The organism is Paenibacillus sp. ALE3, assembly GCF_054113405.1.
The window spans coordinates 3,349,020-3,363,129 of record NZ_CM134214.1; the positions used below are offsets into that span (position 1 = coordinate 3,349,020).

The 14,110-nt window shown below is 45.7% G+C and carries 13 protein-coding genes; 2 read left to right on the forward strand and 11 right to left on the reverse strand.

Annotated features, from left to right (window positions below; translation table 11 throughout):
* Window position 1: 1 nt before the first annotated feature.
* From pstB to pnpS, 4 genes are all read right to left on the reverse strand, one after another.
* Entirely contained in the window at window positions 2-760 is a 759-nt protein-coding gene (pstB, locus tag ACXHJ2_RS14690; protein ID WP_013370358.1) for a phosphate ABC transporter ATP-binding protein PstB, read from the reverse strand.
* 127 nt (window positions 761-887) lie between these two features.
* On the reverse strand, window positions 888-2,012 hold the full coding sequence (locus tag ACXHJ2_RS14695; RefSeq protein ID WP_165084403.1) for a methyl-accepting chemotaxis protein: 1,125 nt from the start codon (window positions 2,010-2,012) through the stop codon (window positions 888-890).
* A gap of 154 nt (window positions 2,013-2,166) precedes the next feature.
* The gene (locus ACXHJ2_RS14700) at window positions 2,167-2,898 is read right to left on the reverse strand and encodes a response regulator transcription factor (RefSeq protein ID WP_013370356.1); all 732 of its coding nucleotides are present in this window, start codon (window positions 2,896-2,898) and stop codon (window positions 2,167-2,169) included.
* Between the two features lie 128 nt (window positions 2,899-3,026).
* Window positions 3,027-4,829: a two-component system histidine kinase PnpS gene (gene pnpS / locus ACXHJ2_RS14705; RefSeq protein WP_013370355.1), complete on the reverse strand. Its 1,803-nt coding sequence runs from the start codon at window positions 4,827-4,829 to the stop codon at window positions 3,027-3,029.
* Between the two features lie 189 nt (window positions 4,830-5,018).
* Here pnpS and ACXHJ2_RS14710 point away from each other — a divergent pair.
* Window positions 5,019-6,163, forward strand: a protein-coding gene (locus tag ACXHJ2_RS14710) for an IS3 family transposase (protein WP_264218416.1) whose coding sequence is annotated in 2 segments (ribosomal slippage) — window positions 5,019-5,292 and window positions 5,292-6,163 — 1,146 coding nt in all. Because the reading frame shifts where the segments join, the coding sequence is not laid out codon by codon here.
* A 77-nt stretch (window positions 6,164-6,240) separates the two neighbouring features.
* On the opposite strand, the gene ACXHJ2_RS14715 is transcribed toward ACXHJ2_RS14710, so the two are convergent.
* The 5 genes from ACXHJ2_RS14715 to citZ form a co-directional block, all read right to left on the reverse strand.
* On the reverse strand, window positions 6,241-7,110 hold the full coding sequence (locus ACXHJ2_RS14715) for an SDR family oxidoreductase (RefSeq protein ID WP_165084103.1): 870 nt from the start codon (window positions 7,108-7,110) through the stop codon (window positions 6,241-6,243).
* A 215-nt stretch (window positions 7,111-7,325) separates the two neighbouring features.
* Window positions 7,326-7,742, reverse strand: coding sequence for a hypothetical protein (locus ACXHJ2_RS14720; RefSeq protein WP_165084101.1), 417 nt, complete (start codon window positions 7,740-7,742; stop codon window positions 7,326-7,328).
* A 352-nt stretch (window positions 7,743-8,094) separates the two neighbouring features.
* Window positions 8,095-9,036 (reverse strand): malate dehydrogenase, encoded by a 942-nt coding sequence (mdh, locus tag ACXHJ2_RS14725; RefSeq protein ID WP_165084099.1) that lies wholly within the window; start codon window positions 9,034-9,036, stop codon window positions 8,095-8,097.
* Window positions 9,037-9,052: 16 nt separating this feature from the next.
* Window positions 9,053-10,348, reverse strand: coding sequence for an NADP-dependent isocitrate dehydrogenase (gene icd / locus ACXHJ2_RS14730; RefSeq protein ID WP_016819629.1), 1,296 nt, complete (start codon window positions 10,346-10,348; stop codon window positions 9,053-9,055).
* Between the two features lie 147 nt (window positions 10,349-10,495).
* On the reverse strand, window positions 10,496-11,608 hold the full coding sequence (gene citZ / locus ACXHJ2_RS14735) for a citrate synthase (protein ID WP_013370349.1): 1,113 nt from the start codon (window positions 11,606-11,608) through the stop codon (window positions 10,496-10,498).
* A gap of 331 nt (window positions 11,609-11,939) precedes the next feature.
* Here citZ and ytvI point away from each other — a divergent pair, with 331 nt between their 5' ends.
* Complete coding sequence (gene ytvI / locus ACXHJ2_RS14740) at window positions 11,940-13,058, forward strand: sporulation integral membrane protein YtvI (RefSeq protein WP_165084097.1); 1,119 nt, start codon at window positions 11,940-11,942, stop codon at window positions 13,056-13,058.
* A gap of 28 nt (window positions 13,059-13,086) precedes the next feature.
* Here the strand turns inward: ytvI and ACXHJ2_RS14745 are convergent, their stop codons facing one another.
* Entirely contained in the window at window positions 13,087-13,485 is a 399-nt protein-coding gene (locus ACXHJ2_RS14745; protein ID WP_013370347.1) for an FxsA family protein, read from the reverse strand.
* Window positions 13,482-14,000 carry an acyl-CoA thioesterase gene (locus ACXHJ2_RS14750; RefSeq protein ID WP_013370346.1) on the reverse strand — a complete coding sequence of 173 codons (519 nt, stop codon included), beginning with the start codon at window positions 13,998-14,000 and terminating at the stop codon, window positions 13,482-13,484. Before ACXHJ2_RS14750 ends, ACXHJ2_RS14745 begins: the two co-directional genes overlap by 4 nt.
* Between the last annotated feature and the right edge of the window lie 110 nt (window positions 14,001-14,110).

Sequence of the window (14,110 nt, forward strand, 5' to 3'; positions counted from 1 at the left end):
TTTAGCCAAAACGCCCGGAAATATAATCTTCCGTACGTGAATCCTGTGGCGTGGAAAACATCGTCTCAGTATCCGCTGCCTCCACTACAACCCCATTCAAAAAGAACGCAGTTCGACCAGACACACGCGCTGCCTGATGCATGTTATGCGTCACCATGACGATAGTATACGTGTCTCTTAATTCTTGAACCAGTTCTTCAATTTTCATCGTCGAGATCGGGTCCAACGCAGATGTCGCCTCGTCCATGAGTAAAATATCTGGCTGTACAGCAAGCGCCCGGGCAATGCATAGCCGTTGTTGTTGCCCGCCGGACAAGCTCAGAGCAGAACGCTTCAGAAAATTTTTAACCTCTTCCCAAAGTGCTGCCTGCCGCAGACTTTGCTCCACCAGTTCATCTAACTTGTCCTTTTGCCGAATTCCATGCAAACGCGGGCCATAGGCCACGTTATCATAAATGGACTTGGGAAACGGGTTAGGCTGTTGAAAAACCATTCCCACCTGTTTGCGCAGCATTTCTACTTCCATGGTATCGCCGTATATATCCTGACCTGCGATGCTCACGGTGCCCTCAATACGCGTTCCCGGTATCATGTCATTCATCCGGTTCAAAGTACGCAGCAATGTTGATTTGCCGCAGCCGGATGGGCCGATGAAGGCTGTTACCGTTTTTTCAGGAATATCCAGGTTTATATGTTTCAGCGCGTGGAATTTTTCATAATACAAATTCAGCTTATCAATCCGGATTACGGAATCATTCATGGATTTATGATCTCCTTCGTGTTGCAGTTATGGTCCTCAAGCATTGCACCTGATTTGCACAATATGAAGATTATATAAGCTGTGTGTAAATTCAGTGTGGTGGATTTGTTAACGGTATGTAAAATGATCAAGAACTCAGCATGAGTTCAAGCTCCTGTGCAATTCCGGCTGCATTCAAGGCCGCTTCTTCTGCGGAACGGGACATTTCGCTGTTTTTAGCCTCTATTTCATCGACTGCCTGCAATAATTTGGCAAACATTTGGGTTCCGGCAGATATAAATTTAGACCCTGTATGAATCTGCTGCATACTCGTATCCGTCAGTTCAGCGGTATCACGCAGCATTTGCTCGATATGAGTGAGTAAGCCTGTAATCTGTACAGAAAAAGCTTTGGTCTGGAGTGACATATTTCGAACCTCTTGAGACACAATCTGAAAACCACGCCCGTGTTCACCAGCATGAGCCGCTTCAATGGACGCATTGATCGCCAGCAATCCGCTGTGATCTGCCAGTGCACGAATGGATGAAGCCATGCCCGCAATATCATTGAGCGATTGGGTTAACGCCGTCATCTGCTCATGCTGGCGCTTCATTTGCTCCGTCACTGCATGATAAGAAAGCAGAACATCCTCCAGTTCCACTTTGCCACGGCGGGATAATTCACTCATTGAGCGGGTTAGCTGCACACTGTCATCGGCCTCTTTCGCTGCATCCAGAACAGTCATCCGAATACGCTGGACTCCGTCATAGCTATGTCGAATCACATCGCCCCGATCTTCGTCTGCTTCTCTTTGCATTCGCTGAACGACAGACAGGATATCACGAATTGTGAGTACACCGAGTAATCTTGTCCCTTCCTTTATCAGTAAACAATCGTAAAAACGCTGATCTTCACGCATCATCGCCTGTTCTACAATTTCTGCTGCTGGACTTTTCAGATCCACAATTAATGTATTGGGATCGGCAAATATAGAAGCCGGTTTGTCATAGAACAATGCCGCAGCAAACCTGCCCGTAAAATGACGATTGTACGCATCTCTCATGATGATGCCCAAAGGAAGATCATTTTTATCCACGACGATGACACAGGGAATATCTCCCTGTGTTTTCATGAGTGCTAACAGTTCTTTGCAAGACATATCCGTGCCAATGATCGGAACCTCCCGGCATGGCACATAGGTAGTAATCGGCTTGAACGTTTCACGTTCAATCACGGCAGTGGAACTCGTCTGGGTCTTTGGTTCCGTTATCATCGTTCTGAAGTCCCCTTTTTTTAACTACTTGAAGTGACGGGAACATCATATCGATCATTTGTTGATTTTAACGGCTATTTTTGTTAACGAAATGTAAAATCACAAAATGGATATAAAAGTCGCTGCTGCCTGGAAAGAGAAAAACGCTCCTCATTTATAACAAATGAGAAGCGCTTCTTTTTTTATTTACAACCAGCTTGTACCCCACTCCACGGATTGAATCAATATGAACCGAGTCGGGATCAAGCTCCAGCTTTTTACGTAAGGAACTGACGTGTACATCCACTGTCCGTTGACCGCCGATGTAGTCAAAGCCCCACACGGCATTCATTAGATCATCCCGAGTCAGGACCACACCCGGCTTGCGGGACAAATAGAGGAGCACCTCAAATTCCTTCGGTCTTAAGCTGATGGACTGACCTCCAAGAATGACTTCATATTTCTCAGGGTAGATCTCCAGCTCGCCCAGTTGAATTTTGGAGCCATCCTTCTGTTCAGACAACACTCCTTCATCCCCTCCGGATGTTCTTCGCAGTACAGCCGTTACGCGGGCCAGTAGCTCAGAAACGCCAAAAGGCTTTGTGATGTAGTCATCAGCACCCGACTTCAGTCCTTGGACCACCTCAGCCTCCCCGTTTTTAGCGGTTAGAATAATGATAGGTGTTGTCAGCCCCTGATGGCGAAGTCTGCTGAGAATATCCAGTCCATTCATCCCCGGCAGCATCAAATCCAGCAGGATCAAATCGTAGGATTCTCTGGAGGCTCTTTCAAACCCAGCACTGCCATGATCCTCCGTATCCACTTCGAAACCTTCTTGTATCAAATTGTAGGATAGCAATCTGGCAAGCGTTGGTTCATCCTCAATAACCAGCAAACGTTGTCCCATTAATAACTTCATCTCCTGTTTACCTGTTAAAGGCGCATTGGTCAAAATCCTGAAATCTTTTCCATACTCATGCGACACCCGTTTATTTTATCACGGCATTGTTAACACAATGTAAAAAATGTTATAGTTCATTCTTCCTGTTGCAATAACGGTAATTCAACGGTAAACGTGGTACCCAAACCAAGCTCGCTTTCCACTGAGAGTGTACCATGATGTAGATCGACCAAGTGCTTGACGATGGACAATCCCAGTCCCGTTCCGCCCGAGTTGCGCGAGCGTCCTTTGTCCACCCGGTAAAAGCGCTCAAAGATACGTGGCAGGTCCTTCTTCGGTATCCCAATACCCGTATCACTGACTGTAAATACGACCTTTTCCGTGTCATTGTCCCGTTGTAACGTTATAACCTTGATCTTTACCTTGCCGCCATCAAGGGTATAGTTAATGCCATTAGACAAAAGGTTCAGGAAAATCTGCTGAAGCTTATCTTCATCTGCCTCCATAAACAGTTCATCCGGGATATCCATGTGCAGCGTAATTCTTTTTTTGGCAGCTACATTATTCAGTTTCTCCAGCAATGATTCTATAAAAGACGAGATATGAATTGGAGAGCAATCCAGGGGGGACCGCTTGGACTCGATTTTGGAAAGCTCCAGAATATCACCGATCAGTCGATTCAGTCGTTCGCTTTCGTCATATATAATTTGCAAAAAGGAACGGGCCGTTTCCTCATCCTTAACCCCGCCACCAAGCAATGTCTCGGCAAAACCCTTGACTGCGGCAATCGGTGTTTTTAGCTCATGGGATACGTTTGCCACAAATTCGCTTCGCATATTTTCCAACCGCCGAATAGCTGTAATATCCTGCAACAAGAACAGCATCCCCCGGTATCCCCCTTCATCCTCATACATAGGGACACCATCCAGCAAAACGAGTCGTTCCTCAGGATTGTACAAATGCACCTCACCATGCAGCCTTTCTCGGCTTTGTATACTACCTTCAATAAGCTTTGTGAGCTCATAGTGCTTCTTCAGCTCATGATACGGCTTGTCTGTCACCCGCTTACCCACGACACCGAGCATTCGCTCAGACTCACGGTTGACAAGCGCTATACATTCACGAGCATCAATCATCAGAATCCCGCCTGTCATATTACTCATGACACTCTGGAGGAGATCCTCATTGTCACGTATCGTTTTCATTTGGTTTTGGAGACTGTCGGCCATACGATTAATGGCTTCACCCAGTTGTCCTACCTCATCCCGGCGCTGTACACCGACCCTAGCGTCATAATCTAGTCCTGAAATGCGGTTGGCTACCCCTGTAATATGTTCAATGGGCGAGGTGAGGCTGCGAGCAATACGATAGCTCATCAGTCCAGCAGCAATAAACAGCAACACAAGACCAATCCCGATGGCCGTCCAGCCGCGCTGCATTCCCTCTTCCACCGCTTTCAGACTCATGGACAAACGGATATATCCGTCAAAGCCCTTGTCCGATACAACAGGCTCAGCGACGTATAGCATGTTTCGTTGCAAAGTTTCACTGTAGCGTATCGTCCGTCCGATTCCCTCCGACGTAGCTTGCCGTATTTCTTCACGCGATGCATGGTTTTCCATCTTGCGTGGATCGCTTAACGAATCACCCACCACCGTTCCATCCTTACGAATGAAGGTCACTCGCGAATCGGTCAGATGGGCAATTTCCTTCGCCTTCTGAGAATAATAGGAGACGTAATCTGTGCTGGATAGGGCATCAGCATTAACAAATGGGAAAGTAGCGCGAAGCAGGTCGATCTCGCGACCCATGTTCTCCTCTAGCACCTTCATATTTGAATTTTTGAAAATTTGCCCCATAGTGATCCCAGCAGCAAGGACAGATACGCCAATCAAAATCAGCATGATCAGGGTAAGCCTGAAACGAAACGATTTCATAGAAATTTGCCCATCCTTTTATGTAAGTTAATCTCATTCTACAGGCTACCTGCATTATGTTCCACTGTGAAAAGAAAAAAAGGCCGGAGCAAAAGGGACTGACCCCTTAACGTGAGACAAATCAAAACACCTTCAAGAGAATGCAACCATGTCGTAAGATATGGAGACAACCTTGGAGGTGTTTTTTCGTTGGCAACAAGAGTCAGTTATCCATTAGAGGTTAAAATGAAGGCGATTGAAATGAGAATGGCTGGTATACCAGTCAAAGAAATCATGGAGCAATTAAACATACGAAACAAGACACAAGTGGAAACTTGGATGAGATGGTACCGTAGTGGCGAGCAAAACCGTTTAGAGCAGCCTGTAGGCAAACAATACAGCTACGGCAAAGGACCCGAATACACTTCGGAATTAGAGAAGGTCCAGGCTGAGAACAGGTTTTTGAGACAACAACTAGAGTTGCTAAAAAAGTACAGGGTACTGGAGAGGAGGTATCGTCAAAGATCGTAATGGAGTGGATAGAGTCGATCCGGGGGGAAGTGAGTGTGAAGCAAGCTTGTGCATGGATAGGAATCTCTCGCGCCACGTACTATCGCTGGAAGGCGGAGTATGTGAGCAAACTTGAGGACCACTTGGTAGAGAAAATCCGCGAACTCTGTATCCAGCATAAATATCGTTATGGATACCGGAAAATCACGGCCTTGCTTCGGAGGGAGTATGCGGTAAACCACAAACGCGTGCAACGGATTATGCAGCGTGAAGGGCTGCAATGTCGTGTCAAAGCGAAGAAACGGAAACCTACTGGGCAACCCATTCATATCGCGGGGCATCTGCTAAAGCGACAGTTTGAAGCAGATACGCCTATGCAAAAACTTGTAACAGACATTACGTATTTGCCATTTGGAGGAAAAATGTTGTATCTGTCGAGTATTTTAGACTTGTTTAACGGAGAGATTGTGGCATACAGTATAGCTGACAAGCAGGACACCGCATTTGTGCTTGATACCCTTGGTCAGTTGCCATCTCTACCAGGTGCAATACTTCATAGCGATCAAGGCAGCGTCTACACATCCTTGGCCTACCAGGAAGCGGTAAAAGGAAAAGGCATTACCATGAGTATGTCCCGTAAAGGAACGCCTGCTGATAATGCCCCCATCGAATCGTTTCATTCCACACTAAAGTCTGAAACGTTCTACCTCGAAGGTTTAACCTGTACGACGACGGCAATCGTCGAGCAGACCGTTCGAGAGTACATCCTTTACTATAACTCAATTCGCATTCAAACAAAACTAAACAACCAGTCGCCGGTTCATTTCCGACAACTGGCTGCTTAAACTTGGAAGGTGTTTTGATCCCTGTCTCACAAACGGGGGTCAGTCCCAAAGACTGCCCCAACCTTTTCTTTATCCTCTTATCCGTTTACAACTTCACCGCCATTGATATGAATAACCTGCCCGCTTACATAAGACGAATCGTCTGAGGCAAGGTACACATAAGCTGGCGCTAATTCTTCCGGCTGACCTGGGCGCTTCATAGGCTGTGCTCCTCCAAATTCGCTCACTGTTTTTGCATCAAAGGTAGACGGGATTAACGGTGTCCAGATCGGTCCTGGGGCTACAGCGTTCACCCGAATACCTTGATCCGCCAAATTGAGCGAAAGGGAACGAGTGAATGATGTGATTGCCCCTTTGGTGGAGGAATAATCAATGAGTGTCTTATTCCCAGCATACGCGGTAATCGACGTTGTGTTGACGATCGCGCTCCCTTTCTTCAAATGCGGCAATGCCGCTTGTGTCAGGAAGAACATACCGAAGATATTCGTACGGAACGTGCGCTCCAACTGTTCTTTGGTGATATCCTCCAGCTTTTGCCGTGGATGCTGCTCGGCCGCATTGTTCACGACAATGTCGAGCTTTCCCAGTTCGTTCACCGTCTGTTGCACCGCTTTTTTGGCAAATTGGTCATCTCCGATATCGCCAGGAATCAACACGCATTTGCGTCCTTCCTGTTCGACTTGACGCTTGGTTTCTTCCGCATCCTTATGCTCATTCAAGTAGACGATAGCTACGTCCGCACCTTCTTTGGCATACGTGACAGCTACAGCCCGCCCAATTCCACTGTCTCCACCAGTAATCAGTGCAACTTTGCCTGTGAGCTTGCCAGCCGCTTTGTAAGTTGGTTTTTCAAATTGAGGTGCAGGCGTCATTTTGGATTCAATCCCCGGTTGCTGGTCCTGATGCTGTGGGGGCAAGGTTTGCTGAGGTTGGTTGCTTTTAGCCATTATACATTCTCCCTTCAAAATCAGATATTTTTTAGGATGCAACATTTGCATCCACTCTACTCCTGATTTACCACACAAACTTATCGGTTAAACGAAAAAAGAAAAAACTAGCTATCTGAGCACATAAAAAAAAACGGCCTGTGCTTATTCTGCACAAACCGCTTTATTCAACGTTAGCCTTCGTCATTATTTAATTGGCCGATTAAAATGGTTCATTAAATAATATGGCTGTATACCATTAAAATCGTAATTAGAATCATGAAGACAGCCAGCAACGTGCTGAACATCCGCATTTTACCAGCGTATTGCGTAATCGGCTGTTGGTTGCGAACCGCTTCCAGTGACAAGCGTAATGGCTTACCCATAGCACCAGCCATACCGGAAATGGCAAGAAACAACACCAACACAACAACGATCCATGCTACCGAATAAGAATCCCAAACAAAGATCATATAGATGCCGCTAATAAGCACAAGAATCAGTGCAAATTGAGCCAGACGGTTCAATAGCTGTACAGCCGATATCGTCCCTTCCTGCGCGCTTGGAGCCAATTTGTCGATTTTGCCCACAACGAAGGGAAGCAATAAATAAAAGCCCATTGCCAGTGATCCAATAATGTGAATAAAAAACATTCTTTACAACCTCCCAGTTCTTTGTTTTCTTACAAACTTTTTTTTCCATAGAACGATCATATTCCAACGAATGACTAGCATCTTTACAATGTTTTGGGACATGCTTTTCTATGTAACTATTAGTGCATATGTACTCTATTATACCGGGGAAGTGGATCAAAGCAAAGGAATAGGACGGGGAAAGTTTCAGCTTGGGGGGAGGGTACAAACCCAAACTGAAATTTTCAATATTAAATGAAAAGGAAGAAAACGAATAGACTATTAAAAAATAAAAGAGGTGGCCAGCAGCCATAACGATGGCTAGGGGTCACCTCTTCAAGTAAAAGTATACTGTTTTAGTAGAAAATAGGATCTATACGTTGACTATTTTAGTCACATTGCGAACCGCTTCAGCGGATTCATCGAGCGCTGCTTTTTCTTCGGCTGTCAATTCCAACTCGAACACTTTTTCGATGCCATTACCGCCAAGAAGTGTAGGCACACCGAGGAACAAGTCCTGATAGCCATACTCTCCTTCCAGGTAAGCAATGACTGGAATAATCCGTTTTTTATCTTTTACAATCGCTTCTGTCATTTGCGCAAGCGAAGCTGCCGGAGCATAATATGCGCTGCCATTACCCAATAGGTTAACGATCTCTCCGCCGCCCACTCGTGTACGTTGTACGATCGCCTTGATACGTTCCTGAGAAATCAGGTTTTCGATAGGTATACCTCCCACGCTGGAATAGCGTACGAGCGGCACCATATCATCACCGTGACCACCCATAACGAAGCCGCGCACGTCTTCAACCGAAACGTTCAGTTCCTGTGCAATAAAGGTACAATACCGGGCTGTATCCAGCACACCTGATTGACCAATAACCCGATTTTTCGGGAAATCAAGCGTTTGGTATGCAGTATAGGTCATAGCATCGACCGGATTACTCAGAATAATGACGATAGAATCGGGCGCATACTTCTTCACATTCTCACATACGGATTTTACAATTCCTGCGTTCGTGTTGACCAAATCATCACGGCTCATACCCGGCTTGCGCACGATCCCGGCTGTAATAATGACGATATCCGAGTCGGCTGCATCCTCGTAATTAGAAGTGCCCATGATCTGGGTGTCAAATCCCTGCACTGGACCAGCTTCCAAAATATCAAGCGCTTTGCCTTTAGTCGGATTCTCTAGTTGCGGAATATCGATGAGTACGATATCACCTAACTCCTTTTGAGCCAGCAGCAATGCGGTAGTGGCACCGGTAAAACCAGCGCCAACAATGGATATTTTTTTGCGTTGAATGGTCAAGTAGTATTCCCCTTCCTTACAGGTTACTAATAATGGTATCCGCGAACTCGGAGCATTTCACCTGTGTAGCACCATCCATCAGACGGGCAAAGTCATAAGTTACAATTTTCTTATTAATGGACGTCTCCAGTCCTTTGTAAATCAGGTCAGCTGCTTCTTTCCAACCCAAGTGTTCAAGCAGCATGACGCCGGACAGAATTACGGAACCCGGGTTCACTACGTCTTTGTCAGCATATTTGGGAGCTGTACCATGTGTAGCTTCAAAGATAGCATGCCCGGTTACATAGTTAATGTTTGCACCTGGCGCGATACCAATTCCACCAACTTGAGCAGCAAGAGCATCGGACAGATAGTCCCCGTTCAGGTTCAGCGTAGCAATGACATCAAATTCAGAAGGACGAGTCAGCACCTGCTGAAGTGCAATATCAGCAATCGCATCCTTGATAATGATTTTGCCTGCATCTTCAGCTGCTTTTTGAGCTGCATTTGCCGCATCCTCACCTTCTTTTTCCTTGATGACATCATACTGGGCCCAAGTAAATACTTTATCTGCAAATTCTTGCTCGGCTACTTCATAGCCCCAGTTCTTGAAGGCACCTTCGGTAAATTTCATAATGTTACCTTTGTGTACGAGCGTTACACTCTTGCGTCCGTGGTCAACAGCATACTGAATAGCTGCCCGTACCAGACGCTTTGACCCCTCGGAAGACACTGGCTTGATCCCAATTCCTGAAGTTTCAGGGAAACGGATTTTATTCACGCCCAGCTCTTGCTGAAGGAACTGAATCACCTTTTTCACGTCTTCGGACCCTTCGGCATATTCGATCCCTGCGTAGATATCTTCTGTGTTCTCACGGAAAATGACCATGTCCACCAACTCAGGACGTTTTACTGGAGACGGGACACCGTTAAAGTAACGGACAGGACGCAGGCAAACGTATAAATCCAGTTCTTGGCGCAATGCCACATTCAATGAACGGATACCACCGCCAATAGGTGTCGTAAGTGGACCTTTAATGGCTACAATATACTCACGGATGGCTTCCAACGTATCGTTAGGGAGCCACTCGCCGTATGTATTGAAAGCTTTCTCACCAGCGAATACTTCATACCAGGCAATCTTTTTCGTGCCGTTATATGCTTTTTCTACAGCTGCGTCCAGTACGCGCTTGGAAGCTTTCCAGATGTCGCGACCTGTGCCGTCACCTTCGATAAACGGAATGACCGGATGGTTTGGAACCTGCAGTTGACCGTTATCAATCGTAATTTTTTCGCCTTCAGTTGGGAGCTCAAACTTTTCAAATTTCGCCATAAGTTCCTTTTCCTCCTCAGATATGAATGGGTACAGGACGAAAGACATGATCTTTATCATAGACAAAAACGTACATCTCTCGCCGACCCTTCTATTGTACCTTATTTTTTAAATTCAGGGTATACAACCTCAATCTTCCTCCAAAGGTTAGCGCAACTCTGGTGACACATATTTTTGATCCATTGGGCCTGTGTATTCGGCACGAGGACGAATCAAACGGTTATTTTCATACTGCTCTAAAATATGTGCAGTCCACCCCGATACACGGCTCATAGCAAAGATAGGAGTAAACAAATCCCTCTTAATACCCAGCTGGGTATATACGGAAGCAGAATAAAAATCCACATTCGGTTTCAAGCCTTTTTGCCCTGTTACAATACTTTCAATTCGAACTGACATATCAAACAACGTAGTGTCGCCGTTCATTTCTCCCAGTTCGCGGGACATTTTGTGCAAATGCTTGGCACGCGGATCACCGTTTTTATAGACACGATGTCCGAAGCCCATAATTTTTTCGCGGTTATCCAGTTTGGCCTGAATATAGGAGTCCACCTGATCCAGACCGCCAATCTCCTCCAACGTTTTAGCAACAGCCTCATTGGCTCCACCATGCAACGGTCCTTTTAAGGCCCCGATGGCAGACGTGATCCCGGAATAAATATCTGATAAAGTGGCTACCGTTACACGCGCAGCAAAGGTCGAAGCATTCAATTCATGATCGGCATGCAGCACGAGAGCCTGATTGAACGCTTTAATAGCCGTCTCCTCCGGATCCCTGCCAGTCAGCTGATACAAAAAGTTTTCAGCAATAGAAACACCTTTTTTAGGCGCAATTGGTTCCAAGCCTTCGCGTATACGTGCTATGGCTGCCACAATTGTGGGCAATTGCGCCTGAAGCTTGACGGTTTTAGTCACATTGGACTCTCTTGACATATCATCCGCCTCTGGGTCATACAAAGCAAGAGACGATACAGCTGACCTCAAGGCAGCCATCGTGCTCAATTCTTTCGGGTATAACTTTAATTGAGTAATAATTTCATCCGGAATAGCAGCATAGTCGCTTAACTGGCTGCGAAGCTCTTGCAATTGTTCTTGGTCAGGTAATTTTCCAAACCACAACAAATAAGCTACCTCTTCAAAATCGGCGTTAACAGCCAAATCATCAATGTTATAACCCCGGTACGTGAGAACGCCATCTACGATAGAGCTTATGGAGGAAGTGGTCGCTACGATCCCTTCCAGACCTTTGGTCGCCGTCATCGTTACATCTCTCCTTTGTAAAAACATTGTGAACGGACTTGCAATGTAAACATTTTCAAAAGTAAGATATGTCTTTTAAATAGCTGAGTAATGTTAACGCCATATGTCAATATTTAAACCTTCTTTCACTATACTGGATTTTGTCGTTTATGTGAACATTGAGGGCTATTCCAACACATTCAAATGTTTTATCGCTTCTATAAAGAAATTTTTGAAACCCCTTACAAAAAATATGAGCTCATTTGCACTTTTTTACATAGGTCTTGTCTTACCCTCTCCCCGCATAAGTATAGTAGAGCACTGATTTTAAGGTGAAAGGAGTCGTGAGCGCTTGAGCCGGTTAATCCTGAATCGCATATTACGTGCTCTATGGGTCGTAATCGTGATTGTAGCTCTGTTGCTGGGCATATATGTGCTGTTCCCTCTCGTTTATCCTTTCCTATTCGCCTGGCTTGTGGCCTATGCTATGAACCCATTGGTCGTTTTTTTGCGTAACAAGGCTCGTATGCCACGTTGGGCGGCTGTCACGGTCTCCTTATTTGTATATTTAGGCGGAATCGCAATCATCCTGTCTGCTGCAATCACCCGAATGGTTCGAGAAATGATTAAGCTGGCCATGACTTTTGACGGGCATATCGAGCGTTTTAAAAGCCTGTTTATTGATTGGACGCAAAGCGATTTAATCCAAAATATAATTATTGAAATCAACCATTTTATTCGGGATAATCCCGATTACCAACACACCATTAACAGCAATATTGATAAAACGACTCAAACCGTCAGTTCTGCTGTTACTACGCTAGTCGGTCAATTTTTTAATGGGGTTTTAAATTTGCTAACCTCTCTGCCTAATATGGGAGCTGTGCTAATGGTTATTGTATTAGCGGCCTTTTTTATTAGTAAGGATTGGGATCGACATAGTCGAATACTTTCGAATACGGTTCCTGATACGATCCGCAAACCATTGTCAGATATTTGGCACGATCTGCGTAAAGCATTGTACGGCTATTTGCGTGCACAGTTTATTATCATTTCCATTACGGCATTAACGGTTATCATTGGGCTGTTCATCTTACGTGTAGAATCGGCCTTTACCATCGGTTTGATGATCGGGCTAGTGGATTTGTTACCTTATTTAGGGGTTGGCATTGTGATGATTCCGTGGATACTGTATGCGTATATGTCAGGGAATTTAGCACTAGGGGTTGGATTGTCGATCCTATATGCCATCCTGTTGATTGGACGGCAGATCGTGGAGCCTAAGGTGCTGGCCAGCAGCGTAGGATTGAACCCGCTTCCCACCCTCATCGGTATGTTCATCGGGCTCAAGCTGTTTGGCGTTTTAGGACTCATTATCGGACCTGTATCACTCATCGTCCTTGATGCACTCAATCGCGCAAATGTCATTCAGGACTTGCGCAACTATATTCTTGCTGGAAGAGTCCGTTAGTCATGGATAGGGGATAACGGCAGCTCAGTCAAAAGCGCCGAAATGTAATACTGCCGTTTTTCATTTTTTTCTCCAGCCACTTTAATAAAAAACGTCGGTACAATACTCGTGTTAAAGGAAACACCAAAGTGAAACCAATAATATCCGTTATAAATCCAGGGATGAGCAGCAAGCTCCCACCGAAAAACACACATAATCCATCCAGCATTTTACGGCCGGGCATTTGTCCCCGGTTCATTTCATTTTTGGCATCGGCAATCACCTTTCGGCCTTCAAATTGCATCATGGCAGCGCCAATCAAGGTCGTCAGAATAATGAGCAGAATAGTTTTCCCCGCTCCAATCCAGTGACTTACCCATATAAACCCGTACAGCTCCGCTAAAGGAATGAGCAGCAGCAACAGCCACAGACGTTTACGCATCATCATGACTTCTGTCCCTCCCCGCCTGTAAAAGCAGACCTTAACGCAGTGTACAACTCAGGCAGTGCCTGATCGAGCCGAACGGGCTTCCAGTCGGTATTCAGCCACACATGTCGTGTCGTTCCTGTGACCAGCAGTTCTCCCGGCAGCGTGTCAGCCTCTGTCCATACCTTTCCCACATTCTTTTGGTGCTCCTCCTCTGTTACCCGTCGAACCTCATAAGTATAGTTCAAACGTAGTCTGGAGAAGTCCGTAATAGCGGTATAAATAGTAACTAAATCATCATATCGAGCAGGACTCGCATATTTCGCATTGATCTCAATAACTGGCAGCAAAACTCCCCGATCTTCCATACTCCGGTAGTTAAAGCCTGCCTGCCGGATCATTTCCGTACGCCCGATCTCAAACCAGTTTAAATAATTCGCATGATACACGACCCCCATCTGGTCGCTTTCCTGATAACGGACACGTAGAGGTGCGCCATACCATCGTAGTTGCGTTTGTTTCTCCTCTTGAGTCATACAAGCTCTCCTATCTTTGTGCATCTTTATCTCTATTTTGCCCTCTCTCCATTAAACCATATTTACCGCCTGGGAACAAAAAGAGGGCCGAACCATACGGCCCCCCCTCT

What these genes read in the sequence shown, in the direction of transcription:
- pnpS (WP_013370355.1), bottom strand. Translation starts at nt 4,829, where the DNA reads ATGAAATCGTTTCGTTTCAGGCTTACCCTGATCATGCTGATTTTGATT.
- ACXHJ2_RS14695 (WP_165084403.1), bottom strand. Translation starts at nt 2,012, where the DNA reads ATGATAACGGAACCAAAGACCCAGACGAGTTCCACTGCCGTGATTGAA.
- ACXHJ2_RS14715 (WP_165084103.1), bottom strand. Translation starts at nt 7,110, where the DNA reads ATGGCTAAAAGCAACCAACCTCAGCAAACCTTGCCCCCACAGCATCAG.
- ACXHJ2_RS14750 (WP_013370346.1), bottom strand. Translation starts at nt 14,000, where the DNA reads ATGACTCAAGAGGAGAAACAAACGCAACTACGATGGTATGGCGCACCT.
- ACXHJ2_RS14700 (WP_013370356.1), bottom strand. Translation starts at nt 2,898, where the DNA reads ATGGGACAACGTTTGCTGGTTATTGAGGATGAACCAACGCTTGCCAGA.
- ACXHJ2_RS14745 (WP_013370347.1), bottom strand. Translation starts at nt 13,485, where the DNA reads ATGATGATGCGTAAACGTCTGTGGCTGTTGCTGCTGCTCATTCCTTTA.
- citZ (WP_013370349.1), bottom strand. Translation starts at nt 11,608, where the DNA reads ATGACGGCGACCAAAGGTCTGGAAGGGATCGTAGCGACCACTTCCTCC.
- ACXHJ2_RS14720 (WP_165084101.1), bottom strand. Translation starts at nt 7,742, where the DNA reads ATGTTTTTTATTCACATTATTGGATCACTGGCAATGGGCTTTTATTTA.
- pstB (WP_013370358.1), bottom strand. Translation starts at nt 760, where the DNA reads ATGAATGATTCCGTAATCCGGATTGATAAGCTGAATTTGTATTATGAA.
- icd (WP_016819629.1), bottom strand. Translation starts at nt 10,348, where the DNA reads ATGGCGAAATTTGAAAAGTTTGAGCTCCCAACTGAAGGCGAAAAAATT.